The organism is Streptomyces sp. SJL17-4 (genome assembly GCF_036826855.1).
In the GTDB taxonomy this organism is placed as follows: domain Bacteria; phylum Actinomycetota; class Actinomycetes; order Streptomycetales; family Streptomycetaceae; genus Streptomyces.
In genome coordinates this window covers 1,350,997-1,376,580 of sequence record NZ_CP104578.1, presented here as the reverse complement: position 1 = coordinate 1,376,580, position 25,584 = coordinate 1,350,997, and the positions used below count along the sequence as shown (strand labels likewise).

Genomic DNA, 25,584 nt, shown 5'->3' with positions numbered 1-25,584 from the left:
CCGTCAGTCCCTGATCGGTCGGGGTGCGACGCACAACCCCCAGATGACCAGGGCGTCGATGGCGATGAGCAGCACCGCCCACCAGGGCGTGTAAGGGAGCCACATGAAGTTGGCGATCATGCTGAGACCGGCCAGCCCCACGCCGACGACCCTGGCCCATGTGGCACCGGTGAACAGGGCTACGCCGGTGAGCACGATCAGAATGCCCATGATGAGGTGGATCCACCCCCAGCCGGTGAGGTCGAGCTCGTAGACATAGTTACGAGTGGCCAGGAAGACGTCGTCCTTGGCTATGGCCGAAATGCCCCCGAGCAGCGTCATGATGCCGCTGAAGACCATGATGACGGCGGCGAACACCAGCCAACCGCTGGCGTGCGATTCGTCCCGCCGACCGGGTGCACCCACGTGGGTCGTCATGTCAGGCTCCTCCATCTCGTCCGGGCTGCCCGCCGAGACCGGCCGTCCGGTGGATCGGATACCTCCAATCTGACCCCCGTCGGTCCCGGGCGCACGTCGGCCGAACGGGAAGGGTCGCAGCGCGCCGCCATTCACTGCGGCGGGAGAGCCACCTCCACCCCGGCAGCGGCACGCGGCCCGCACCGCACCATCTTCACCGGGCTCGTGGACCGAACCATGTGGCAGGGAGCGGACGGGCCGCCGAACCTTGCGTCTCGGTACGGTGCCTTTGCGCCCGAAATCGCGGGGTTCACGGCTGACAAACATTTGCCATGGCGAGGACTTGCCGTCATGAGGCCTTCACGACGACGTTCACCGGTCGATAGACCCATGGCATGTACTCGCCCTCTCATGCATCCGCCTTCCGGCGCGGGCGGTGGCAGCTGATCTCGGCCGCCACTGTGGTGCCCCTCGTGGCGTCGGCACTCGCAGTCCTGCACGCCCCCGCACAAGCCGCTCCGAGCAAACCCACCGCCTCCGCCAAGCCCTCGGCGACCCACAAGGTCACCCTGGTCACCGGCGACATCGTCACGGTCACCACGATGGCCGACGGCAAGCAGACGGCCGACGTCGACCGGCCGGACAGCGCCGTCGGTGGCGTGAAAGTTCAGCAGATCAAGGGCGACTTGTTCGTCATCCCGGACGAGGCAGCGCCGCTGCTGGGCACGGACAAGCTGGACCGGCGGCTGTTCAACGTCACCGATCTGATCGAGATGGGCTACGACGACGCGAAGTCGGCCGCGGTGCCGTTGATCGCGACGTACACCCATGCGAAGTCCCGCGCGGCCGGCCCGCCGACGGCTCCCCGGGGCAGCAGGCTGACCCGCGACCTCAAGAGCATCCGCGGCGCGGCGCTCAGCACCGAGAAGCGGCAGGCCCGCACCTTCTGGACCACGGTGGCGCCACAGGACAGCGCGACGCTGGGCGCGGGTATGGCGAAGCTGTGGCTCGACGGCCGGGTCAAGGCCAGCCTGAAGGAGAGCGTGCCGCTGATCGGCGCGCCCGAGGCCTGGGCGGCCGGCTACACCGGCAAAGGCGTCAAGGTCGCGGTGCTCGATACCGGCATCGACGTCAACCACCCCGACTTCGCCGGCCTGATCGACGGCACGGCCAGCTTCGTGCCGGGTGAGGCCGTCACCGACGTCAACGGGCACGGCTCGCACGTGGCCGGGACGATCGTCGGTTCGGGCTCCGCTTCCGGAGGCGACAACAAGGGCGTCGCACCCGGAGCCGACCTGTTCGTCGGCAAGGTGCTCGGCGGCGCGGAGGGCTACGGCCAGGACTCCTGGGTCATGGCCGGCATGCAGTGGGCCGCCGAATCGGGCGCGGACGTCGTCAACATGAGCCTCGGTGACTCCTACCCGACGGACGGCAGCGACCCGATGTCGCAGACGGTCGACGCGCTGTCCGCGCAGTACGGCACGCTGTTCGTCATAGCCGCCGGCAACGCGGGCCCGGAGAGCATCTCCTCCCCGGGTGCCGCCGCCTCGGCGCTGACCGTGGCCGCCACGGACAAAGAGGACCGGCTCGCGTCCTTCTCCAGTACCGGCCCGCTCGCCTACTCCGGCGCCATGAAGCCCGATATCGCGGCGCCCGGCGTTGCCATCACCGCAGCTCGCTCGCAGGAGATGACCGACGGCGGTGAGGGTCTCTACCGCACCATCAGCGGCACCTCGATGGCCACCCCGCACGTGGTCGGCGCTGCGGCGATCCTGGCACAGCGGCACCCGGACTGGACCGGCGCGCAGCTCAAGGAACACCTGATGAGCACCGCGAAGGGCCTGGCCGACGGGTACTCGCCGTACGAGGTCGGCACTGGTCGCCTCGACGTCGCCGCCGCCGTGCGCACCACGGTCCGCAGCACCGGACCGCTCTTCTTCGGCAATTACACATGGCCGCACCAGTCGAGCGACGTCCCCGTCACCAAGGACATGACCTTCACCAACACGGGTTCCGCCGACGTCACGCTCAACCTGGCGCTGACCGACGCCGACGGCCCGTTCACGCTGGGCGCCCCCACGGTGACCGTCCCGGCGGGCGGCACCGCCGCCGTCCCGGTGACCGGTGACCCGCAGACCGCCTCCGTCGGCCGGCACGCCGGCTACGTGATCGCCACCGATGCGGCCACGGGGCAGCCGGTGACCCGCACATCGGTCGCGCTCCTCAAGGAGGAGGAGCGCTACGACCTGAACATCAAGCTGGTCGGCCGCGACGGAAAGCCGGCCGCCGGGTCGGTCACGATCAACCTGGCCGGTGACTTCTGGCCGTGGTCGGTCTACGTCGACGGCTCGACCACCATGCGCATGCCCCCCGGCCTGTACACCGTCGCGGCGTACCTCGACGTGGCCGGTGAGAAGGCGGACCGGTCGGGTGTGGCCGTGCTGGTCGACCCGGAGACCGTCCTCAAGGGCGGCTCCGCGGACGTGGTGCTGGACGCGAGCAAGGCACGTCTGCTGCAGACCGAGGCGCCGCAGCGCACCGAGGACCACCAGCGCAAGGTCGACTTCAACGTCCACTACTCGGGCCTCGACGCGTACATGGACTACCGCAGCGCGTACGTGCTGCCGCCGACGTACGACGACGTCTACGTCGCACCGACGGAGCCCATGAAGCAGGGCGATTTCATGCTGATCACCCGCTGGCGCAAGGGCGAGCCGCAACTCGGCCTGAGCACGCCGGACGGCCGGCTGCGCTTCGAGACGCTGGTGCAGGCGGGCAGCGCCCTGGACACCGCCACCGACAGGCTGGACGCCGTCTTCGCGGGCAGCGGAGCGGCGGCCGAGTACCAGAAGGTCCAGGCCAAGGGCAAGGTCGTTGTCGTCGAGCGCAGAGACGAGGTCTCGCCTCAGGAACGCACCGCGGCCGCGGTAGCGGCCGGTGCCACGGCACTGATCGTGGTCAACGACGGTGTCGGCGCCCTGATGGAGTACGTCGGCGAGTCGACCATCCCGGTCGCCACCGTGCACCGCGACGCGGGCAAGGCCCTCATCTCGATGGCCAAGGCCGGCATGCTGAAGCTGACCGTCAAGCAGACCGAGCACACGCCGTTCGTCTACGACCTGACCCGGGACTACCCCGGCCGGGTGCCGGACCGGGCTCTGGTCTACAAGCCGACCCAGGACGACCTCGCCCGGATCGACGCCCGCTACTACTCGGCCACCGAAGGCAAGTTGGCGGAAGGATACCGTTCCGACTTCACCCTCAGCCCGTCGTTCAACTTCCCCGAGCTCGAGTGGCACCCGGGCACCCGGACCGAATGGGTCACCCCGGGCCAGGTCTGGAGGGAGTTCCACGCGCAGGGCATCGATGGAGGCCTCCCGTGGGTGATGGTGTCGGGCGACAACACGTACACCCGGGGCAGCACCACCCGGCTGGACTGGTTCGCTCCGGCGACCCGGCCCGCCCAGAGCGAGTCCTTCGGCGTGTACAACTCCCGCTGGCAGAACTACATGACCTGGAACGTGCAGGCCTGGGCATCCGCGAGCGACAACATGCGCCTCGGCGGCTTCCTGCCGTGGGGTGAGACGCCGTCCCATCTGCAGGTATTCCAGGGCGACACGCTGATCCACGACAACCCGGTCGGCGGGGACATGCAGTGGGTCGAGGTACCGGCGGGCAACCTGCCCTACCGTGCCGTCCTCGACGTGGAGCGGCCCGGGGACGTGTTCCGGCTGTCGACGCGCACTCACAGTGAGTGGACGTTCATGTCCGACACCGTCGACTCGGACTTCTTCGAGCCGTTCTCGGTGCTGAACCTTGACTACGAGCTGGAGACGGACCTGCACGGTGACGTCAAGGCCAACGCACACCAGCAGATCGCCCTCAAGCCGGTGTCGATGAACCTCGGCACCGTGCCGGGCACCGTCACCAAGGTGCAGCTGGACGTCTCGTACGACGACGGCTCCACCTGGCAGAAGGTGACCCTGACCAAGGGCACCGACGGCTACTGGACGGGTCCGTTCAGAACGGCCAAGAAGCCCGGCGGCTTCGTCTCTCTCCGCGCGAGCGCCGAGACGGACAGCGGCTTCAGCGTGAAGAACGAGATCATCCGGGCGTACGGCCTGCGATGAACCGCATTGTCGGGCCCCGGGGAGACGACTCCCCGGGGCCCCTCCCCTCGCACCTGCTCCCAGCAGGGACTATTCAGGGGCTGCCGCCATGGCGCATACTCTCCCCGCTGTTGAAAGTGGAACGGAGTCGGTCACCGATGCTGGATGTTCTGGGCCTCGAACCCGACGACGAGCACGTCTATCGGGGGCTGCTCGGACGGCCGAACTCCACCGCGACGCTGCTGTCGGATCTTCTCGGTGTATCGGGAGCCGACGTGGACAAGGCCTTGTCCCGCCTGGTCGGGTGGGGACTGGTGATCAGGTCGGCGGACGAGCTCTTCACCGCCGCGCCACCGGCCATGGCGCTCGGCTCCCTCATCAGCCAGCGCCGGGACGGGCTGCGCATGGCCGAGCACGCACTGGTGACCTTGGCCGAGGAACACCGGGCGGCGATGACCGGGAGCAGCATCAACGATCTGTTCGAGGTCGTCACGGGCGTCGACGCCATCCGTCACCGCTTCCTCCAGGTGCAGCAGGCAGCCCGCACGCAGGTCCGCTCCTTCATCACCGCACCATTCGTCGCCCTGCCTCCCGACGAGAACACGGCCGAGCCCATGGCCCTCGACCGCGGAGTGCTCTTCCGAGCGGTACTGGACCGCGCCGTGCTGGCCGAGCCGGGTATCGTCCGCGACGCGATCGATTCCCTGCGCAACGGAGTGCAACTGCGTGTCGCCGACGACCTGCCGATGAAACTCGTGCTGGCTGACGCCGACCTCGGCCTTGTCCCCCTCGCGGTCACACCGGCGGGCGAGCCCGGTGCCGTGCTGCTGCACCGCAGTGGCCTGCTGGACGCGCTGGACGCACTGTTCGAGACGGTATGGCGCACGGCCCACCCGCTCGAACTGTCGTACACGGGAGACGAAGCCGCAGCCATCGCCGAGGTCGGTCCGCAGGGCCCGACCGAGCTGGACCGCAGGATCCTCGCGCTGCTCCTGACCGGCCTCACGGATCTGACGGCCGCGACACAACTCGGTCTGTCACCGCGCACGCTGCACCGCCGCCTGCGCCACCTCATGGACATGGCGGGAGTCCGAACCCGGATGCAGCTCGGCGCGTACGCGGTGCGAAACGGGTGGGCGGAGCCACTGTGAACGCACCGGAGAGCGACGGTGTCGCCCCGACGGGCGCGTCGCGTGCACTGGATGCGACCGAGCCGGTGCGGTTGTCCTGACAACGTTTCACGCGAAAAGCGTGACGGCTTGCCTGCGAAAGGCTGGCCGCGGCGCACTGCCCTTGGGGACCGCTTGGGCGGACTCGTCTTGACCGGTCGGCGGGCGATCGCGATCGGGCCGGTGAGGGGCGGCCTCGGTCCAGGGGTTGACCGAGGCCGCCACGGGCGTTCCGAGGGATCCGTAAAGCCGTGACCATCACCCGGCGCGCCTAGGAGGAGGGGGTGGCGCGCTGGGTGGCTGTTCGGCAAGGACGTGGGGCGTCCTCCCTGGCATCCGGCGGATCCGGAACACTGGATTCAGTAAATATATATACCGTCGAGTAAGCAAGAGTATGAAAAATTACATGCAGATCAGACGCTGCGCATGCCTCTGCGGGAGCGGTGCCCAGGAACCCGTGGCCCGCTGCTAGAGGAAGAATCCGTGCTGGTCAGCGGCCTGCTCATACTGTTCGAGCCGTGCCTGGGTCCGCTCGGGGTCGGCATCGGCCATGGCCTGCAGCAGGGCGGCGGAGAGCATGCCGGGGGCCGCGTACGAGTCGAAGACCAGCCGTGACCCGGTCCCTGCCGTCAGCACCACGTCGGCCTCGTCGACAAGCGGGCCGACGGTGGGGTCGGTGATCAGCACCACGCGCAGGCCGGTGCTGCGGGCGGCCCGCAGGGCGGCCAGGGTCTCCTTGGCGTGCCGGGGCATGGCGAAGGCCAGCACCCAGCTGCCGCCGGCGGCCCGGGACTGGAGCAGTGTGTCGTAGGCCACGCTGCCACCGCGGGTCACCACGCGGACGTCCGGGTGGATGCGGCGGGCGGCGTAGGCGAAGTACTCCGCGAGGGAGACCGAGATGCGGAGGCCGAGGACGGTCAGAGGTGTCGAGCGGGCCAGTTCGCGGCCGATCCCCAGTACCTGGCTGGTGTCGGTGAGGAGGCGGCGGACGTTCTCCAGGTTCTCGATCTCGGCGTCGACGGCGGCCTGAAGCTCGTTGTGCCGCAGCTGCTCGCGACTGTCGGGAGTGCCGGCCACCGCGCTCAGGGCGATGGGCTGGAGCACCTCTCGCAGGGCGGGATATCCGCTGAACCCGAGGGAGACCGCGAAGCGCGTCACCGAGGGCTGGCTGACCCCGACACGTTCGGCCAGCTCGGTGATGGAGAGGAACGCGGCTTCGGTGAGGTGGTCGAGCAGGTACTGGGCGATCCGTCGTTGGCCCGGGGAGAGCCGGTGTCCGTCGAAGAGCGCGAGCAACCGGTCGGTCGGCGCCAGCTCCTCCGGCCCGGGCGGGCCGCCGCCCGGCGTGATCGCGGCCGCCCGAGCGCGTGCCTGCTGATCCGATGACACCGGCGGACCTCCATCTCACGTCACTCGTATCCAACATAGCCCACGTTCCACGGACGGATGATCATCGCGCCGATGCGGGCCGCGCTGCGGCGGCGTGGCGCTCGACAGGAGCATGTACCTGGTGGGACGGCCGGTGGCTGCGCGGTCCTCATGGGGCGAGACGGATGAGTCAACCTTCGCTGCCGTGACGCAGGAACATTCCGTCCGGGCCTTGCCGCGCGAGCGAGAGCCGCCGAGCCGGTTTGCTGCAGCGCATGACACGTCGCCGAGACACCGTGGTAGGACTGTGTGGCTGACGGATCGTCGTATGGGGGAATTTCGATCATGGCTGTCACGGTGCCGGACTGGGCGGACACGCTGCTGGATCTGGTGGGGGTGAACTGGCCCAACGTGGACGAGGACGCCTACCGGGAAATGGCGGACGCGTTGCGGGAGTTCGCGGACGACCTCGCCGACGACGGCCAGCTCGCGAACAACCACATGGAGCGTCTGCTGTCGTCGGGTCACGGCGAGGCGATGGACGCGCTGAACGAGCACTGGGGCAAGGTCAAGGGCAAGCACCTCAAGGACATGGTGTCCGCGGCCCGGACGATCGCGGACGCCCTGGACATGGCGGCGGGCGCGATCGAGGGCATGAAGTGGAAGGCGGTCGCGGAGCTCGGGATCCTGGCGGGCCAGACCGGTCTGGCCATGGCGCTGATCCCGGTGACCGGTGGCCTGTCGGCATTGCTGGGTGCCGGTGCGATCGCCTACACGAAGAAGCAGCTGCTGAAGCTCATCACGGGCGCGATGGAAGAGGCCGTCGGCCACATCGTCGGCGTGATGACCGAACCGGCGGTGTCGGCACTGGAGAACATGGCCGCCGATCTGGTGGTCCAGCTGGGCGCGGACGCACTGGGGCTGCAGGACGGGGTGGACCTCGGCCAGACGCGGCAGGCCGGCAAGGACGGGTTCGACGACGGCGTGCAGGGCGCGAAGGAGGGCCTGAACCTCGCCTCCGTCGGCGGCGGGGGCGGCGGTCGCCCCGGGGGCAAGGGCTTCCACATCGAGCACGACGAGCACGACAACGCCGGTACGAAACTGAACGGTGTGAGCGCCGGGATCCACGGCAAGACCGCCGGGAAGTTGACGAAGGCGAAGACGGCCCAGGGCCGCAACAAGGGCCGGGACAACATCGCCGACGCCCTGGACCCGGTCATCGAGAAGGCCATGGGAGCCCTGGCGAAGTCAGCCGACGTGATGGGCGACCACGTCGGCAAGACGCTGCCGAAGGTCGTGAAGCAGATCTCCGTCGACCACAAGAACAACGACGACGACCTGCGCGACCGCTTCGCCCGGCAGCGCAAGGGCGACCATGACGACAGCAACGGCGGCAACGGCGGGACTCAGCAGCGCAGAGACCCCGGGGCCGACGCCCACACAAGGCGCAATTCGGTCAGCGACGCAAAGGGCGATCCCCGCGCCAACAGCGTGTCCCTGGACAAGACCGTCTGCAAGAACGATCCGGTCGACGTCGCCACGGGCAAGATGCTGCTCCCGCAGACGGACCTCCTCCTGCCCGGGGTGCTCCCGCTCACGCTGCGCCGCACCCATGTGTCGACCTACCGCTACGGTCAGTGGTTCGGCCCCAGTTGGGCGTCCACCCTCGACGAACGTATCGAGGTCGACGCGTTCGGCGGCGGAGCCGTCTGGGCCCGTGAGGACGGCTCTCTGCTGATCTACCCGCGCCTGCCTCGCCCCGGCGGCGAGCAGGTCCTCCCCCTGGAGGGCGACCGGCTTCCCCTGGTCCACGGCGGCGTCGACGGTGACGCGACCAGGTACGAGGTGCGCGATCCCCACGGGGGTCCGGTCCGGAGCTTCACCGGCGATCCCTACCGGGCCTCGACCGCCTACTGGCTGTCCGCGGTCGAGGACCGGAACGGCAACCGCGTCGACTTCGCGCGACGCGGCGACGGTGCTCCGACCGCCGTGACCCACACGGGCGGATACGTCGTTCAGATCACCGCGACCGAGACCCGGGTGACGGACCTGGCCGTCCGTGGGCCCGGAGGCCCGACCACGGTCGTCGGCTACGGCTACGACCAGGCCGGTCACCTCACCACTCTGACGGGCCCGGAGGGCACCGGCGGCCCCGCCATGCACTTCACGTACGACGGTGACGGCCGCGTCACCTCGTGGACCGACCGCAACGCCTTCACCTTCCGCTACGTGTACGACGCCGAGGGCAGGGTCGCCGGCACGGTCGGCCCCGAAGGCACTCTCACGTCGACGTTCACCTACGACGTCCACCCCGAGACCGGGCACCGCGTGACGCGCTACACCGACTCCACCGGTGCCACGAGCGTTCTGCACCTCAACGACCGCCTCCAGGTCGTCGCCGAGACCGACCCGCTCGGCCACACCACGCACCTGACCTGGGACGCGTACGACCGCCCGCTCACCCGCACCGACGCCCTGGGCCACACCACCGAACTCATCTGGAGCGAGGAAGGCAACCTGGTCGGGGTACGGCTGCCCGACGGCACCACGGCCACGGCCCGCTACGACGAGCGGAACATGCCCGTGGAGATCACGGGCGCGGACGGGACCGTGTGGCGGCAGACCTTCGACGGCCTGGGCAACTGCACCGGCGTCCAGGCTCCCGACGGGACCGTGAAGCGTTTCACCCACGACCGCACCGGCGCCATCGCGACCATGACCGACACCCTGGGCGGCACGGTCCGCTTCACCTCCGACGCCGCGGGCCTCACCCTGGAGGTCAGCGACGACGAGCACGGCGTGACGCGCGTGCGGCGGGACCACCGCGGACGCCCCCTCCGCATCGTCGATCCGGTCGGCCGGGCGCAGGAGTTCGTGTGGGACGACGACGACCACCTCCTCGCCCGAACCGCGACGGACGGAGCCCGTGAGAGCTGGGCCTGGGACGACGAAGGCAACTGCACGGCGTACACCGACGCCGTCGGCGGCGTCTGGGGCACCGCGTACGGCCCCTTCGACAAGCCCCTGGTCCGGATCGACCCGGACGGAGCCCGCCACCAACTGCGCTACGACACCGAACTGCGCCTCGTCGAAGTCACCAACCCGCTCGGGCAGAAGTGGAGTTACACCTACGACGCCGCCGGCAACATGGCCGCCGAGACCGACTTCGAGGGGCGCACCAGCCACTACCACTACGACGCGGCCAACCGGCTCACGCGACGCGTCAACCCCGCCGGACAGACCGTCACCTACACCTGGGACGCCATGGGCCGGCTGACCTCGGACGACGCGGACGGCGCCGTCACCAGCTACGCGTACGACACCGCCGGTGCGCTCGTCGAAGCCCGTACCGCGACCTCCACGCTGAGCATCGTGCGCGACGTCATGGGCCGACCGCGCAGCGAGAGCATCGACGGGCGGACTCTCCGGTACGCGTACGACCCGGCCGGCCGCCGCGTCGCGCGCACCACACCCACCGGCGCCGTCACCAGCCTCGCCTACGACCCCGCGGGCCGGTGCTCCTCGCTGGCCGTGGACGGGCACGCCCTCACCTTCGGGCACGACCTCCTCGGCCGCGAGGTCTCCCGCGTCTGGGGCGATCCCGCCACTCCGGTTGGCCTGACGACCACCTGGGACGACGCCGGCAGGCCGACGACCCAGAGCCTCGCGGCCGGAACGGCCCCCTCGCCCCTTGTCACGCGCGACTACTCCTATCGTGCCGACGGCTTCCCCGTCACCATCGGCGAACAGACCGCAGGCACCGACCGACGCGTCAAGCAGATCACCCTCGACCCGATGGGCCGACCCCTCGCCGTCGCCGACGACCACTGGACGGAGCAGTACGCCTACGACCGAGCAGGCAATCAGGACGCGGCCCAGTGGCCCACCCGGGCCGGGCGTGGCGAGGCCCGCGGCCCGCGAACCTACGTCGGCACGCGCCTCCTCACAGCCGGGGCCCTCCACTACACGCACGACGCGGCGGGCCGGGTCGTCGAACGCCGCCGCACCCGTCCCTCGCGCAAGCCCGACCTCTGGCGCTACACCTACGACGCACGGGACCGCCTGACCTCCTGCACCACCCCCGACGGCACCCTGTGGACCTATGCCTACGACCCTCTCGGGCGCCGCACCGCCAAGCACCGTATGGCGGACGACGGGCGAACCACGGTGCAGACCATCCGCTACACCTGGGACGGAACGGTCCTGGCCGAACAGGTCGACGAGGCCACCGCCACCGTTCTGACCTGGGAATACGATGGACATCGCCCGCTCGTCCAGTACGAACGCAGACTCCTCGACGAGGCCGAGACCGACGCGCGCTTCTTCGCCATCGTCACCGACCTCGCAGGCACGCCCACCGAGCTCGTCTCCACCACCGGCGAAACGGCCTGGCGCAGCCGGTCGACCACCTGGGGGACCACAGGGTGGAACCGCGACGCCACCGCCTACACCCCGCTCCGCTTTCCCGGACAGTACGCCGACCCCGAAACGGGCCTCCACTACAACTTCCACCGCCACTACGACCCCGACACCGCCCGCTACACCACCCTCGACCCCCTCGGCCTCGCGCCCGCGCCCAACCCGGCCACCTACGTCGCCAACCCCTGGGCGTCCACCGACCCGCTGGGCCTCGCCCCCAAGCGCTGCAGCTTCGACGCCTACGACTGGGGCGACTCGACGAGCGGGTTCGGCGGCAGCGTCCGCTACGGGCGACTGGACCACCTGGGGCGCCCCACAGGCGTGTACGCCTCCATTCGGCCCGAGATGCTCGACAAGGGAACCGAGGCCGGCTCCGTGCGGACCCCCGGCTGGCGCGGCAACGGCAACGACTTCAACGAAGCCCGTGGCCACCTCTACGCCAACCGCCTCGGCGGCCACGGAAAGGGGAAGTTCGCCTGGCAGAACCTGGTGACCGAGACGCAGACACCTACGAACACGCCCGAACAGCGTGTGTCGGTCGAGGCGGTGATCTACAACCAGGTGAAGAACAACGACGAGGTCGTCCAGTACAACGTCGTCCCCAAGTACGCGGGCAACAACCCGATCCCGCACGAAATCCACTTCACGGCGTACGGCAACAAGGGTTTCACCTTCACCTACATTCTTGAGAACCCCGCCGGGTACGTCAGAACCGGCGTCTAGTGCTCACGACGATTCGTTCCGGAGAAACGTATGCCCCGCACCACACCCCCGCGTCCCGCTGACGTGGAGGAGCTCTTTCCCGGCCTTGCCGAGTTCCGGCGGACAGCGACGCGACTTCACCCGCGTCCCGGTGACCCGAAGGCGCAGGACAGCTCCGTCGCAGGCCCCATGCTGTGGCCCGACGACGAGCCCTGGCCGGTGTGCACCGCTGTCCACCCCAAGGGAACCGGTCACTTGCTGGCCGACGTCCGACTCGCACGCCGTGTCCACGCGGCTGCGGAGGGGCGGAAGAAGACCGAGGAGGAGATCGCTCAGCTCGCCACCCTCCGGGACGGGCTGCACGACCCCGGCATCGGCGACGCGGACCCCATCCCGATGCTGGCCGTCGCGCAGCTGTGGGCACGGGACATCCCCGACCTCACCGGACCCCCGGGGTACGACCTCCTCCAGGTCTTCTGGTGCCCGTTCGAGGCGCACGGCCCCGACGCGAGCGTGGCCGTCGAACTGAAGTGGCGCCGCAGCCAGGACATCGGTGCCGTACTCGGCGAACAGCCCGAGCCGCTCGTCGTCGGCTCACCCGAGTGCGTTCCCCAGCCCTGTGACCTCCACCCCGAGCAGATCACCGAACACGAATACCTCGGCCTGCTCCCCGAGGATCTGCAGGAAGCCATCGCGACGTGGGAGGAGGAGCTCCTCGAAGAGGACGAGCAGGAAGCGGAAGCGGACTTCCCCACCGAGTACTCCAGCGACCTGTCACTCGCCCCGGGCTGGAAGGTCGGCGGCTTCGCCACCTGGCACCTCACGGACCCGCGCCCCGTCGACTGCACCGTGTGCGGCACATCCATGCCCCCGCTCCTCACCGCCCACTACGTCGAGTGGGACCCCGCCTCGGAGAGCTGGGCTCCCCTGGAAGACCGCCGCCCCGATCTGTACCGGCACGTCATCACCCCCACGGGCGTGTACCTGGGGCGCGGCTACCTGCGTGTCCACACCTGCCCCACAGACGCCTTCCACCCCCATCGACTGAGCTTCCAGTAGCCGTGGGGAGAGGCCTCCGGCAGCTGCGTCAGGTGCCTGGCTTTGTCATGATGCTCACTTCCGCTTCTCCGCCGCGCCACTCACGTACCAGAAGGACCACGAACCGGAGCTCGCACCGTTCCGCGACTCGACCTGGGCCACTGCCACCGGGATCAGGCTGGTGGAAATCGGCAGGGAGAGCTTCGCCACCGGCAGCTTCACCTGGATCGACGACCAGGGGCGCGATGTGTTCGTCCGCAACGCGGCCCTTCTCGTCGAGGGCCGCTACCACCTGGTGATCGTCATGGGACCGGAGGCGAAGCGTGACGAGGTGCAGGCGCGCCACCCATGTCCTCGCCACGTACCGGTCGACCGCGTGACCGTGCCCGGCGGTGCGTGCGTACGCGAGGCCTGACCTCCGCGCTGTCAGCAGGGTGCTGAGGCGTACCGGGACCGGCCATGGCGGGAAACTCTGAATGGTGGTTCACTTCTTTCATGGCCTACCGCAAGACCCCAGCGGAAATCAGTCGACTCGAAGCCGCCCGCGAGCACCTCGTCGTCTGCGCCACCTCGGTCGTCGCGGAAGTGGGCTGGTCGCAGGCGTCCGTGACCGCCGTCGCCGCCTCGGCGGGCATCGCGGCAGGTTCGGTCTACCAGCACTTCCCGTCCAAGGCGGCGCTCGCCGTCGAGGTCTTCCGGCGCGCCGCCGGACGCGAGGTGGAAGTGCTGGGCGAGGTGCTGCACGGCCCGGGCGACCCCGTCGACCGCCTGACCCGGGCCGTCGACGTCTTCGCCCGCCGCGCCCTGCAGAACCGCGGCCTCGCCTACGCCCTGCTCGCCGCCCCCGCCGAACCCGCGGTCGGCGCCGAGCGCCTCGACTTCCGGCGCCGCTACCGCGCCCTGTACGCCGAGGTCGTGCGGGAGGGCATGGCGACCGGCCAACTGCCCCCGCAGAACGCGGAGATCACCGCCGCCGTGCTCACCGGAGCGATCGGCGAAGCCCTCGTGGACCCGCTCGGCGGCCCCGGCGAGGGCGCCACCGAGCAACTCCTCGCCGACCTCACCGCCGCCGCACTGCGCTGCGCCGGAGCCCCGACCGTCTGACCTTCACCCGCTCCCCTGGAGATCCCATGCCCAGCCACCCCACCGCGACGACGCACCAAGTGACCAACCAGGCACCGCCCTTGACCGGTCACGACGTGGCCGCCGACCCGGTCCTCCTGGACGGCGTACGACGGGAAGGCGCCGCGTGGCACCTCGACGACCTCCACCGGCTGGGCCGCCTGGTCGGCTCCGAGGAGGCCCAGTGCTGGGCGGACCAGGCCAACCGCCACGAGCCTGAGCTGCGCACCCACGACCGCTACGGCAACCGGATCGACGAGGTCGACTTCCACCCCGCCTACCACTCCCTGATGGACCTGTCGGTCGGCGAGGGCCTCGCCGGTGCCGCCTGGGCCGACGAGCGCCCGGGCGCCCATGTGGCACGCGCCGCGAGCTTCATGCTGGCCACGACGCTGGAGCCGGGCCACCTCTGCCCCGTCTCCATGACCTACGCCGTCGTCCCCGCCCTCCGCCACGCCCCCGAGCTGGCCAAGACGTACGAGCCCCTGCTGACCAGCCGCGTCTACGACCCCGGGCTGCGCACCCCGGTCGGCAAGCGCGGCCTGCTCGCCGGGATGGGGATGACCGAGAAGCAGGGCGGCACCGACGTCCGCGCCAACACCACCACCGCCGTCGAACAGCCCGACGGAAGCTGGCGGTTGCGTGGCCACAAGTGGTTCACCAGCGCCCCGATGAACGACCTCTTCCTCGTTCTCGCCCAGGCGCCCGGCGGTCTGTCCTGCTTCCTCGTCCCGCGCGTCCTCCCGGACGGCGGCCGCAACACCTTCCGCATCCAGCGCCTCAAGGACAAGCTCGGAAACCGCGCCAACGCGAGCAGCGAGCCGGAGTTCGACGACACGGTGGCCTGGCTCGTCGGCGCCGAGGGCAAGGGCGTCCGCACCATCATCGACATGGTGACCATGACGCGCCTCGACTGCGTCCTCGGCTCCGCCGCCGGCACCCGCGCCGCCCTCGCCCAGGCCGCCCATCACGCCCGCCACCGCTCGGTGTTCGGCGCCAAGCTCATCGACCAGCCGTTGATGCGCAACGTCCTGGCCGACCTGAGCCTGGAGTCGGAGGCGGCCACCACCCTGGCCCTGCGCCTGGCCGGCGCGGCCGACCGGGCCCAGCGCGGCGACGACGCCGAGCGGTCCTTCCTGCGCCTGGCCACCGCCGTCGGCAAGTACTGGGTCTGCAAGCGGCAGCCCGTCGCCGTCGCCGAAGCGCTGGAATGCCTGGGAGGCAACGGCTACGACGAGGCATCGGGCATGCCGCGCCTGTACCGAGAGGCCCCCCTCAACGGCATCTGGGAGGGCTCGGGCAACGTCAACGCCCTCGACATGCTCCGTGCGTTGGCACGTGAACCCGCCTCCCTGGAAGCCTTCCGCGCGGAGATCGAGGAGGCGGCCGGCGGCGACGCGCGGCTCGACGCCGCCTGGCGTGAACTCCAGGGCGAACTCGTCCTCACCGAGGACGCGCCCCTGCGCGCCCGACGCGTCATCGAGCGCGCGGCCCTCGTCCTCCAGGGCTCCCTCCTGGTCCGCCACGCCCCGGCCCCCGTCGCCGACGCGTTCTGCGCCTCCCGCCTCGCCGGCGACCGCGGCCTCGCCTTCGGCACCCTGCCCCCGGACACGGACTTCACGGGACTGCTCGACCGACTGCCGGCCTGAACGGAACACGCTGCGGTAAGGCCGGGACGTCGACGCCTTCCGTCGAACCACGCCCTCCGGGCCTGCGCCCGGGGGGTGTGATCAGTAGCGGTGGCCGGGCCAGTGCGGGTCATCCCAGCGGTCGGGTCCGGTGACGCCGAGGAGCCGTATCCGGTGGAGGAGGTCCTCCGGCGCGCCATGGGCACGGAGACGGGCGGGCGCGTGGCGGACAAGCCAGACAGTCAGCGCGGCGCGCATCCCTTCCTCGTCCTCCCAGGCGTTCCAGGGGAGTTGGTCACCGAGCAGGTCGTACTCCCAGCGGTCCGCCGCCGCGGTGAGGTGTCCGTCCGCGACGGGACCACTCAGCGCTTCCCAGGCGTCGAGCCACGGGCTGAGCGTGCCCGAGGCCTCGGCGATCAGGACAAGGAGGTCATGCGCCGGCACGGGGGGATCCGGCTCGGTGAGCGTGTACGCCCACCAGGCCCGCAGGAACTCCTCGACTGCGGCGGCCTGTTCGGCAGGCCACTCGCGCCAGTTGCCGAGGGCGAACGCGAGCCCGGCCCGTTCCATGTCGTAGAGGGATGTGACGAGGCCGCTGACGAGGACCGAGGCGAACTGCGGCAGGATCCGGCGCAGCACGGACGCCTTGTCCGTCCAGTCGGTGGCCTGCCAGGTGCGCCGTAGGAGATCAGGGTCCAGCTCCACGTCCGCCACCTTCAGCCGCGCGAGGTCTTCCGCGCTGCCCCAGTGACACGTGCAGTTGGACTCGTCGGGGTGAGCGGTCATCCCGCGGAAGGTGACGGCCAGGCCGTCCAGCGCGGCATCGAGACGGAGGCGTGCGGAGCCGACGACTCCCGGCTCTCCGCCACGGCCATGGCGCTCCGTCGTACACATCAGTCGCCCCTACCCTCTCCCGCACGATCTGCCCCGGATGCTACCCACGCCCTGCCCCGACCCCCGGAAGGGGTACGCCGGCCACGGCCTGGACGCACGGCACCTGCGTGCCGGCCGCTCTCCGGCTACCGGACTCGCTGCCGGGCGGCTGGGAGCCGTTGTCATGACTGGCCGGGTCCGGCGAGGCGTTCCGTGGGGCCGGCGAAGGAGAGGAAGAGAGTCCGCGTGGTGAGCAGCCAGGTGTCGTCCACCTTGCGGAACGTGTCTTCGTAGTGCCCCACCTGAACCGGGGGCCGCGGCGGTACGAGGCCCTTGCTGTAGCCGTCGACCCGGTACGTGGTGAAGTAGGTGGTGGCGGCGGCTGTGTCCGCAGAGGTCACGGTGACCAGGATGTTGGTGCACATACGGCGTGAGAGCCGGTCTGCGGGCCGGTTGTCGAAGTAGACGCGCAGGGCGTCGTGACCCGCGATGCGGCGGTCACCGGCGGGCCATTCCCAGATGCCGTCCTGCGTGAAGAGGTCCGCCACAGAGCCCGGTTCCCCGAGGTCGAGCCGGTGGACGAACTCGACGACCAGCCGCTCACAAGCCCGCTCCGCGAGCAGCCGCTCCATCGGATCAAGAGTTTCTGCATTCATGATCCACTCATATCAGGTCGCCCGCGCTGACGCTGCTGCTTCATGTCACGGAGTGCGGCAGCAACCTCGCCGCCTCGACCGCGACGGGAATCAGGACCGGCAGGATCGACGTACCCGAACGGCGCCACCACCTGAGGGTGGTGACGCCGCGACGGGCGTGAACGGTAGGCCCGTGGGGCCGTGTCACGCGGTCGAACGGTCAGCGGGGCGGCATCACTTGCCGTACCACGCGTTGTGGAGGGTCAGCGTCGACGAGTTGCCCTGCTTGTCCGTGACCACGGCGGAGAGCGAGATCCCGCTGCCCTTCGCCGGACTCTTCACGGAGATCGCACCGTTCCGGACCTGCGCGCGCTCCCAGGTCTTCCCGTTGTCGTAACTCACCGACACCGCGAGGGACTTGAGGTTCTTCCCGGCCGCGGAGCCCTGCACGGTCACCGGGACGAGGACCGGAGCGTGCTCCGGGGCCCGCGAGGTGAGGTCGACGGGGGCGGAGAAGCGGACCGTGGACACCGGCAGTGCGGTGGTGGCCGTGACCTGCTTCGAACGGAACGTGAAGCTGGTGTCGACCCGCGTGGAGGCGGCGGCGAGCTGCGCCGAGCGCTCCACGGAGGTCACCAGCCGGTACTCGGCGTCGGAGCCGTCGACCGTGAAGGGCTGCGAGCCGGTCAGCGGATCGTCGTTCTCGGCGACCTTGACGCCGTCGCGGTACAGCGTCGACGTGGCCGAGGTGTACGGAGAGAACCCCGCGTGACCCTTGCCGTCGGCGAACAGCGGAAGCGAGCCGACGATCTGCTGCTCGCCCGTCGCCGGGTCGGGAGCGGTGCGGAACACGCCCGCGCTCCCGCCCAGAAGGGGTCCGAAGACGCCCGTGTTGAACTTCTCCCGGTACGTCCGGCCGGCCTCGTAGCGCTGCGGCCGGGCCATCGCCCAACCGCCCTCGAAGGCCGGCTGGCCCCACTGGTCGGGCTCGCCCGCCTGGTCGAACTTGGTGAGCCACTCGACGCCGTCGGCGGTGGAGACGTAGAAGGTCCGCGTGCCCGGCGCCGGCTGCGGGTCGGAGAAGCCGTTGCCCTCGGGAGCGCCCGGGATGTGGGCGAAGGGGGAGACGAAGGCGGACTTCCCGGGGGCGGAGGCGCCGAGGCCGACCTTGAGCGTGGCCAGCTCGTTCGGCTTCACGTGCTTGGTGTAGCCGGTCGAGAGCCTGTTCGTCCTGCCGCCGAAGGCCACCGAGTACTGGCTGGTGGCGTCCTTGAGGAAGCGCGCGTCCCAGGTCTGCAGCAGTGAGCCGTCGGTCACGGCCGGACCCCTGTGAGCGGTACGGAAGCCGGCGAAGCTCCTGAGGACCCAGCCGCTGCCGACGCGGCCGATGTCGGTGCCGCCGAGCTCGTAGTACGTGCCTCCGTAGTCCACCGAGTCGATGCCGGGGACGGTGAGCTCCACCGGCTTGGTGGTGCGTGCGTCAGCGGTGACGGTGGTGTCCCCGGAGATCTCCAGCTTCGGCTGGGCGATCCAGTCGGTGCCCTTGGTGTAGTCCGACGGGTCCTGGTAGACGGCCGTGTCGAACGTGTAGGTGCCCTTGGGGACCCGGACGGTGTGGCTGCCGGGTTCGTTGTCGATACGGGTCCCGAAGCCGGCGGCGCCGCCGGCGATGCCGACCAGCGTGCTGTGGAAGTTCTGGGCGTCGGCGCCGTCACGGCCGACGGCCCTGAGCGTGACGTCGTACGACTCCGCCTCCCGGACGGCCACGGCGGCCGTGCGGACGGACTGGCCGGCGGCGGTGGCGGTGACGTAGCCGGAGTAGCTGCCGTCGGCGTCGCCGATCCTGGTGTCGGCGGTCAGCTCGACCTCGGCCCTGCCGCCGGCGGGCACGGTCACCTTGTCGGCGCCGAGCGTGAAGAATCCGGCCGGAGCGGGTCCGCCCTTCGGGTCGAGCGTGGCCACCGACAGGTCGAGGGTGACGTCGGTGGTCCCGAGGTTGCGGTAGGCGACCTTCCGGGTGAGCGGCCGGTCGTCGGCGTGCGGCCACCGCGCCGTGCCGAAGTTCAGCGCGACCGGATCGGCGATGACGCTCTGGGCCAGCGCCCTGTCGACCTGGACGCGGCCGGAGCCCTGCTGGAAGGCGGTGTAGGCGCCGCCCTTGGCGGACGCGGTCAGTGCGCCCTTGAGTTCGGTGGCCTTCCAGTCCGGATGCCGCTGCTTCAGGATCGCCGCCGCGCCCGCGACGTGCGGGGTGGCCATGGACGTGCCGTCGATCTGCAGATACCCCGGGGCGGGGTGCGGGGTGCCGGGGCGCGTGTCGATCTCGCTGCCGGCCGCGGCGGCCGCGGCGATGGCCACGCCGGGCGCGGTCACGTCCGGCTTGACGGCGCCGTCACCGACGCGCGGGCCGGTGCTGGAGAAGGCGGCGAGGCGGTCGTCCTTGTCGACGGCGCCGACGGTCAGCGCGGCGTCCGCGCTGCCGGGCGAGCCCACCGTGGAGGCGCCGCCCTCGCCCTCGTTGCCCGCGGCGATCGCGAACAGGATGCCCTTCTCGGCGGACAGCCGGTCGACCGCCGCCTCCAGCGGGTCGACGCCGGGGCTGTCGGGGCCGCCGAGGCTGAGGTTGACGACGTCCGCGCCTTCGGCGGCGGCCCACTCCATGCCGGCGAGGACGGCGGAGTCGTCGCCGAAGCCGTTGTCGTCGAGGACCTTGCCGCTGATCACCTCGGCGCCGGGGGCGACGCCCTTGAACCGGCCGCCGGACGTGGCACCCGTACCCGCGGCGATCGAGGCGACGTGGGTGCCGTGACCGACGCGGTCCACCGCGTCGGGGGAGGCGGAGAAGTTCTTCTCGCCGACGACCTGCGAGCTGAGGTCGCCATGGGTCTTGTCGACACCGGTGTCGAGGACGGCGATCTTGACGCCCGTGCCGTCGTACCCGGACTCCCACGCCTTGTCGGCGCCGATCTGCCGGACGCTGCGGTCCAGGCTCGCGGCCCGCACGCCGTCCAGCCACACCTTGGCGATCCCGGAGGCGGTGGCGCGCAGGCCGTTGCTCCGCCGGTCGGTCAGCGCGTCCCACACCTTGGCGACGTCGTCCGGGGAGGTACGGATGGCGTCGGCGTCGAGGGTCGGGAACGTCCGTCGCAGCTGGGTGTCGCCGGCGGCACGCACCTCGGCCCGTGCGGCGCCGGCACCCCCCTCGTACTGCACGATCAGCTTGAGCCCGTCGCGATGGCTCTCGCGCAGCCTCGCGTCGCTGAGCACGTCGAGGTCGAAGAGCCGCTGGTCCAGCTTGCCGGCGGCTATCAGGCGCCGCGCGTCGCTGGGCACGACCAGCGTGCTGTCCTTGATGCGCTGCACCTGTACGGGTATGTGCTCACGGCCTCGGGCGGCCTCGAAGCCCACCATCCGGCCCTTGGCGTTCACCACCACGCGGTCGCCGGTGACGAGCGGGATCCGCTGGTCGCCGCCGGGGCGCGGGGTGTCCGGTGCGGCCGTCGCGGGGCCGGTCATGCCTGCTACCAGGGCCACCGATGTGGCCGCTGCGATGGTGAAGGCGCGTGCTCTCTTCACATGTGCGCGCAAGTCTCCCCCAGGAGTTCGGGATGAGGTCGAGTGGTCGGTACCGGCCGGGACGCGATGACGCCCGCACCGGTCAGCGCAGTATGTGAGGTGATCAACGGCGGGGCGGGCGTGGTGGGTTGGGCGGCGTGGTTTCCAGCCATCCGGAAGGCCCCGAGTTCGATGGGGCCACGACGACTCTGTGACGGGTCCGTGACACCCGGGCGATCCTTGTGCGACACCGCCCCTCGGCGGCCCCGCCGGATCGCAGTCCCCGTCCCCCTTCCGGGCACTGACGCACCCCCGGTCGGAGGGTGTCCCTCCCCTTGGCCGTATCCGCACCCCGGGGGAACGGGCCTTCACCCTGGGGGACTCGACTTCACCATGGAGTACGGGACTTCGCCCTGGGGGCGGGCCTTCCCCCAGGGCGCGGGAACCCGGCCCGGCGACGCGCGGTGCCCGTGGTGGAGCTGCCGCCGGGCTGAGGCGTGGATCAGCCGAAGTCGGGGATCGGGTGCTTCGGGGCGAGTGCGGCGGCGATGCGCTGGGTGATCGTGTGGGCGCTGTGCCCGGCCTGGGCGGTGGGCCCGTTCGTGGTCGAGACGGCGATGGCCAGACGCTTCGACGGGAGGTACGCCTGGGAGGCGGAGTAGCCGAAGAACAGCGGGTGTTGCGCGATCCAGTCGCCCAGGACCAGTACGCCCATGCCGTAGTGGGTGGCTTCGGTGTTCGCGAGGCAGACCGTCGCGGGGCACGTCTTGGTCGCGTGGCCCAGGCCGACGGTCCCCGGGTTCAGGAGTTCCTGGTACGAGGCCGGGGACACCAGCTCTCCCGAGCCGATGCCGACGGCCGAACGGGCCAGGTCGCAGATGTCGGTGGTCTGCACCGCGCCGGGCGCCGTGGTCCACGAGGGGTTCCAGAAGGTGGACTCCTCGTACGTCCCCCGCTCGGCGGTGAAGGCGTGCAGGACGGGCTCGGGGATCTCGGGCGTGAAGCTGTTGCGGGTCTCGCGCAGTCCGAGCGGGCGCAGGACCTCGTGCCGGAGCAGGACGTCGAGACGGGTGCCGGTGATCTTCTCCAGGGCGGCGCCGAGCAGGACGAAGTTCGCGTGCGAGTAACTCCAGTTGGTGCCCGGCTCGTACCACCGCTGCTTGCTCGTCGAGATGGCGACCAGTTCCTTGGCCGTCCACTGGCGGAACGGGTTCGCGTAGACGCTCTCGCCGAACCCGGCGGCGGTGACGTAGTCGACGAGCCCGGTGGTGGAGGTGGCCAGCATCCGCAGGGTGATCCTGTCGCCGTCCTCGAGGTCCGGCAGCCAGCGCGACACAGGGTCGTCGAGACGGACCTTGCCCTGGTCGACCAGGCGCAGGAGTGCGGTGCCCAGGTAGCTGATCGCGATGTTGCCGTTCCGGAAGTGCATGGCGGGGGCGGCGGGCACGCCCGTCATCGACTCGCCGAGCGCGGTGGTGACGACCTCGCGGTCGCCGGTCGTGACCCGCACGATCACGGACTTGAGGTCCATCTCTGCCTTGGCCCGCTCGGCGATCCGGAGGACGTCGCGTGCAGGGCCGTGGTCGGGCAGCCGGGAGGCGACACAGGGCCGGCGGTCGTGGCCGTCGCCGCCGGTGGGGCCGCCGACGGCGGTGACCGGGGAGCCGAGCGCGAGGAGTGCGGTGAGTGCGGCGACCGCGGTGACGGTGGCGCGGCGGGACCGGAAGGGGGAACGAGCTGATCTCATGGCCGGAGTATTGGCCGCGGCGTGCCCGCCCGGTGGCGGAGGCGCCACCGACCCGCGCCGATGTCACCCGTCAGGCCCGCGCGTGCGGTCACGCTGTGTGGCGGGGGGCTCCGCGTCGGGCCCGCGTGTGCGGTCACGCTGTGTGGCGGGGGGCTCCGCGTCGGGCCCGCGTGTGCGGTCACGCCGGGACCGAGGTGGGTTGAGGTCTCCGCCTCAGGCCCGGCGGGCGTCGGTCTCCGCGGCCGCGGCCGCTTCCGTGCCCGCCGTCAGCCACGAGCCGATGCCCGGGAGCGCGTCCGGCCCGCTCTCGCCCTCCACCGTCGCGACGAGATCGGCGATCGTGGTGCCCGCGAGCGAGGCCCTCCACGCGGCTTCCGCGGCTCCCATCGCGCGGGCGATCGGGCAGGCCTTCGTGCACTTCTCCGGTGGGGTCGCCAGCGGTCCGCGCTGCCGGATCTCGGTGCAGACGAACGCCGGCTCGGGCCCGTCGACGGCCTGCACGACATCGAGCAGGGTGATCTCGGCGGCCTGCCTGGTCAGCACGTATCCGCCGGTCTTCCCCTGGACCGAGCGCACCAGACCGGCCCGCGACAGCGCCTGCATCTGCTTGGCCAGGTAGCTGGGCGAGACGTCGTGCAGCTGCGCGAGGCGGGCCGCCGGCACCGGTCGGCTCGCCGCCGTCAGCACCACACAGCAGTGGAGTGCCCACTCCACGCCACCGGACAGTTTCATGTCGCCTCCCCATTTGACTCGGATACATAGTATCCGAGTATTATCTCGGACATCAGGTATCCGAGTTTGCGTCCCAGGAGCCCCGCCGGGCCCACGAAGGAAGGCACACCATGAAGATCACCGTCATCGGCGGCACCGGCCTCATCGGCTCTCAGGTCGTCGCCCTGCTCGAGAAGGCCGGCCATGACGTGGTCCCGGCCTCCCTCTCCTCGGGGGTCGACCTGCTCACCGGCGCCGGCCTGGACGGGGCGCTCGCCGGAGCCCACACGGTCATCAACGTCAGCAACTCCCCGACCTTCGACGAGCAGTCGCTCGACTTCTTCCGCACCACCGTGGGCAACCTGCTCGGCGCGGGGGAGCGGGCGGACGTACGTCACCAGGTCGCGCTGTCGATCGTCGGCGTGGACCAGGTCCCCGACCTGGACTACTACCGGGCCAAGGTGCTCCAGGAGGACCTGCTGCGCGACGGCCCCACGCCGTACTCGATCGTCCGCGCCACCCAGTTCTTCGAGTTCATGGACGCCGTGATGTCCTGGACCGCGACCGACGGCGAAGTCCGTCTGCCCGCCACCCCGCTGCAGCCGATCGCCTCCGCGGACGTGGCCGCCGCCCTCGCCGACGTCTCCGTCGGGGAGCCGCTGAACGGGACGCTCGACGTCGCCGGGCCCGACGCCCTCACGCTGGACGAGATCGGCAGGATCACCCTGGCTGCCCGTGGCGACGCCCGCCCCGTCGTCGTCGACGACGGGGCGGGCATGTTCGCCGCCGTCCGCGGTGACGTCCTCACCCCCGGGACCGGCGCGCGCCTGGCCCCCACCCGCTACCGCGACTGGCTGGGCGCCACCCTCGCCGGCTGAACGCGCTCCGTCACCTGGCTAGTTGAACGGGTCCAGCGTGACGTACGCCTGCTGCGGGTTGCCGTCGTGCACGAGCGATTCGTGGGCGCCGACGTCGTCGAAGGCGAAGCCGTACGCCTTGCCGTCGACCATCTGGGCGTGGATCTTGCGCGAGTAGTGGTTGGTCACCGCGTCCTTGTAGAAGTCGGCGGACGACGTGTCCGGCTGGTTCGGGTTCGTCAGCAGGGTCGAGCGGTTGTAACCCGCGCAGAGCGTACGGGAGATGGGGCCGCGCACCTGGTCGTTGGGGGCGTCGAGGTGCTTGTAGCAGCCGAAGACGCTGTCGGAGTCGGGCTTCTGGAACGAGGTGACGACCGCCCCGGACGTGTTGGTGAAGTTCATGACGTTGCCCGAGACGCGGCCGAAGTACTTCACGGAGGGCTGGTTCGCGAACGGCGTCACCGTCAGGGTCGACGAGGCGTACTTGGTCCAGACGCGGTTGATGTAGTCGTTCATCACTCCTGACGGCAGCGCTCCGGCCTCGATGCCGTGGCCGGGAGCCAGGGCGCGCAGCACGGTGCCGTCGGCGCGGGTCTGGATGAGGTTGGCCCAGCCGCCGGGCTGGCCGCGCAGCGCGTCGTAGAAGCCCCGGTAGCCGCCGGGCTTGAGGCGGCCGGTGTTCGCGACGGTGCCGTTGGGGCGCTTCACGCCGACGGCGTAGGGCGCCGAGACCATGTCGACCTGGGTGCTGTTGATCCAGAGGCCCGCGTCGTTGAGCGTGTACTCGGACCAGTTGAAGAGGATGTTCCTGTTGGGGTCGCTCGGGTTCTGGACCGCGGGCTGTACGAGGCCGCCCGTCGCCAGCTTGAACACCAGCTTCTGTCCGTAGCTGAAGTAGATCCGGCCCGAGAACTTCGGCAGCCGGATCGTCATCGATCCGCCGTTGGCGGGACCGGCGATGGCGGCGTCCGGCGCGGGAACGGGGACGGAGCCCCCGGCCGGCCACGGATGGAACGTGCCGTTCGCGTCGGCCCAACCCTGCCGGCCCGTCGAGAGCTCGGTGCCGAGGTTGTAGACGTAGACCTGTTCGCCGCGGCCGGAGTTGTTCGTGAAGGTGAGCGGAATGGTCGCGGGGACGGCGGCCTCGACCTTGTCCGACGGGCCGACGACGGTGACGACGGTGCCGATCAGCGCGGCGGCGACCAGGGGGACGAGTGCGGCGCGGCTGTGCCTGCGCCTGCGGTGTGCGGACATG

At 70.6% G+C, this 25,584-nt stretch carries 16 protein-coding genes; 8 read left to right on the top strand and 8 right to left on the bottom strand.

All coding sequences use genetic code 11. The features are described from left to right. Window positions 1-3: 3 nt before the first annotated feature. Window positions 4-417 (bottom strand): hypothetical protein, encoded by a 414-nt coding sequence (locus N5875_RS06100; RefSeq protein WP_318209629.1) that lies wholly within the window; start codon window positions 415-417, stop codon window positions 4-6. Window positions 418-791: 374 nt separating this feature from the next. Between N5875_RS06100 and N5875_RS06095 the strand changes: the two genes are divergently transcribed. Together N5875_RS06095 and N5875_RS06090 are read left to right on the top strand one after the other, a co-directional pair. Beyond that, complete coding sequence (locus tag N5875_RS06095; RefSeq protein WP_338492141.1) at window positions 792-4,526, top strand: S8 family serine peptidase; 3,735 nt, start codon at window positions 792-794, stop codon at window positions 4,524-4,526. Window positions 4,527-4,663: 137 nt separating this feature from the next. Beyond that, on the top strand, window positions 4,664-5,656 hold the full coding sequence (locus N5875_RS06090; RefSeq protein WP_318209627.1) for a helix-turn-helix domain-containing protein: 993 nt from the start codon (window positions 4,664-4,666) through the stop codon (window positions 5,654-5,656). Window positions 5,657-6,142: 486 nt separating this feature from the next. Here N5875_RS06090 and N5875_RS06085 read toward each other — a convergent pair whose 3' ends face one another. Beyond that, window positions 6,143-7,063 carry a MurR/RpiR family transcriptional regulator gene (locus N5875_RS06085; protein ID WP_338492138.1) on the bottom strand — a complete coding sequence of 307 codons (921 nt, stop codon included), beginning with the start codon at window positions 7,061-7,063 and terminating at the stop codon, window positions 6,143-6,145. Window positions 7,064-7,387: 324 nt separating this feature from the next. Between N5875_RS06085 and N5875_RS06080 the strand changes: the two genes are divergently transcribed. The 5 genes from N5875_RS06080 (at window position 7,388) to N5875_RS06060 (ending at window position 15,972) form a co-directional block, all read left to right on the top strand. Then, window positions 7,388-12,184: a DUF6531 domain-containing protein gene (locus N5875_RS06080; RefSeq protein WP_338492137.1), complete on the top strand. Its 4,797-nt coding sequence runs from the start codon at window positions 7,388-7,390 to the stop codon at window positions 12,182-12,184. A gap of 234 nt (window positions 12,185-12,418) precedes the next feature. After that, window positions 12,419-13,222 (top strand): hypothetical protein, encoded by an 804-nt coding sequence (locus N5875_RS06075; RefSeq protein ID WP_338492135.1) that lies wholly within the window; start codon window positions 12,419-12,421, stop codon window positions 13,220-13,222. A 160-nt stretch (window positions 13,223-13,382) separates the two neighbouring features. After that, window positions 13,383-13,616, top strand: coding sequence for a hypothetical protein (locus N5875_RS06070; protein ID WP_338492133.1), 234 nt, complete (start codon window positions 13,383-13,385; stop codon window positions 13,614-13,616). Between the two features lie 80 nt (window positions 13,617-13,696). Beyond that, a complete protein-coding gene (locus tag N5875_RS06065) occupies window positions 13,697-14,305 on the top strand; it encodes a TetR/AcrR family transcriptional regulator (protein WP_318209622.1) in 609 nt (202 codons plus the stop codon). Window positions 14,306-14,331: 26 nt separating this feature from the next. Further along, window positions 14,332-15,972, top strand: coding sequence for an acyl-CoA dehydrogenase family protein (locus tag N5875_RS06060; protein WP_338492132.1), 1,641 nt, complete (start codon window positions 14,332-14,334; stop codon window positions 15,970-15,972). 81 nt (window positions 15,973-16,053) lie between these two features. On the opposite strand, the gene N5875_RS06055 is transcribed toward N5875_RS06060, so the two are convergent. The 5 genes from N5875_RS06055 to N5875_RS06035 form a co-directional block, all read right to left on the bottom strand. Continuing rightward, window positions 16,054-16,845: a hypothetical protein gene (locus tag N5875_RS06055; RefSeq protein WP_338492131.1), complete on the bottom strand. Its 792-nt coding sequence runs from the start codon at window positions 16,843-16,845 to the stop codon at window positions 16,054-16,056. 161 nt (window positions 16,846-17,006) lie between these two features. Next, window positions 17,007-17,480: a nuclear transport factor 2 family protein gene (locus N5875_RS06050; RefSeq protein ID WP_318209619.1), complete on the bottom strand. Its 474-nt coding sequence runs from the start codon at window positions 17,478-17,480 to the stop codon at window positions 17,007-17,009. 213 nt (window positions 17,481-17,693) lie between these two features. Beyond that, window positions 17,694-20,975 carry a S8 family serine peptidase gene (locus N5875_RS06045; protein WP_338492128.1) on the bottom strand — a complete coding sequence of 1,094 codons (3,282 nt, stop codon included), beginning with the start codon at window positions 20,973-20,975 and terminating at the stop codon, window positions 17,694-17,696. A gap of 541 nt (window positions 20,976-21,516) precedes the next feature. Next, window positions 21,517-22,761, bottom strand: coding sequence for a serine hydrolase domain-containing protein (locus tag N5875_RS06040; protein ID WP_318209617.1), 1,245 nt, complete (start codon window positions 22,759-22,761; stop codon window positions 21,517-21,519). Window positions 22,762-22,974: 213 nt separating this feature from the next. After that, a complete protein-coding gene (locus tag N5875_RS06035) occupies window positions 22,975-23,493 on the bottom strand; it encodes an Rrf2 family transcriptional regulator (RefSeq protein ID WP_318209616.1) in 519 nt (172 codons plus the stop codon). Window positions 23,494-23,603: 110 nt separating this feature from the next. On the opposite strand from N5875_RS06035, the gene N5875_RS06030 reads away from it, so the two are divergent. Next, entirely contained in the window at window positions 23,604-24,350 is a 747-nt protein-coding gene (locus tag N5875_RS06030; RefSeq protein WP_338492127.1) for an SDR family oxidoreductase, read from the top strand. 18 nt (window positions 24,351-24,368) lie between these two features. Here N5875_RS06030 and N5875_RS06025 read toward each other — a convergent pair whose 3' ends face one another. Continuing rightward, window positions 24,369-25,583 (bottom strand): glycoside hydrolase family 64 protein, encoded by a 1,215-nt coding sequence (locus tag N5875_RS06025; protein WP_318209614.1) that lies wholly within the window; start codon window positions 25,581-25,583, stop codon window positions 24,369-24,371. Window position 25,584 lies beyond the last annotated feature (1 nt).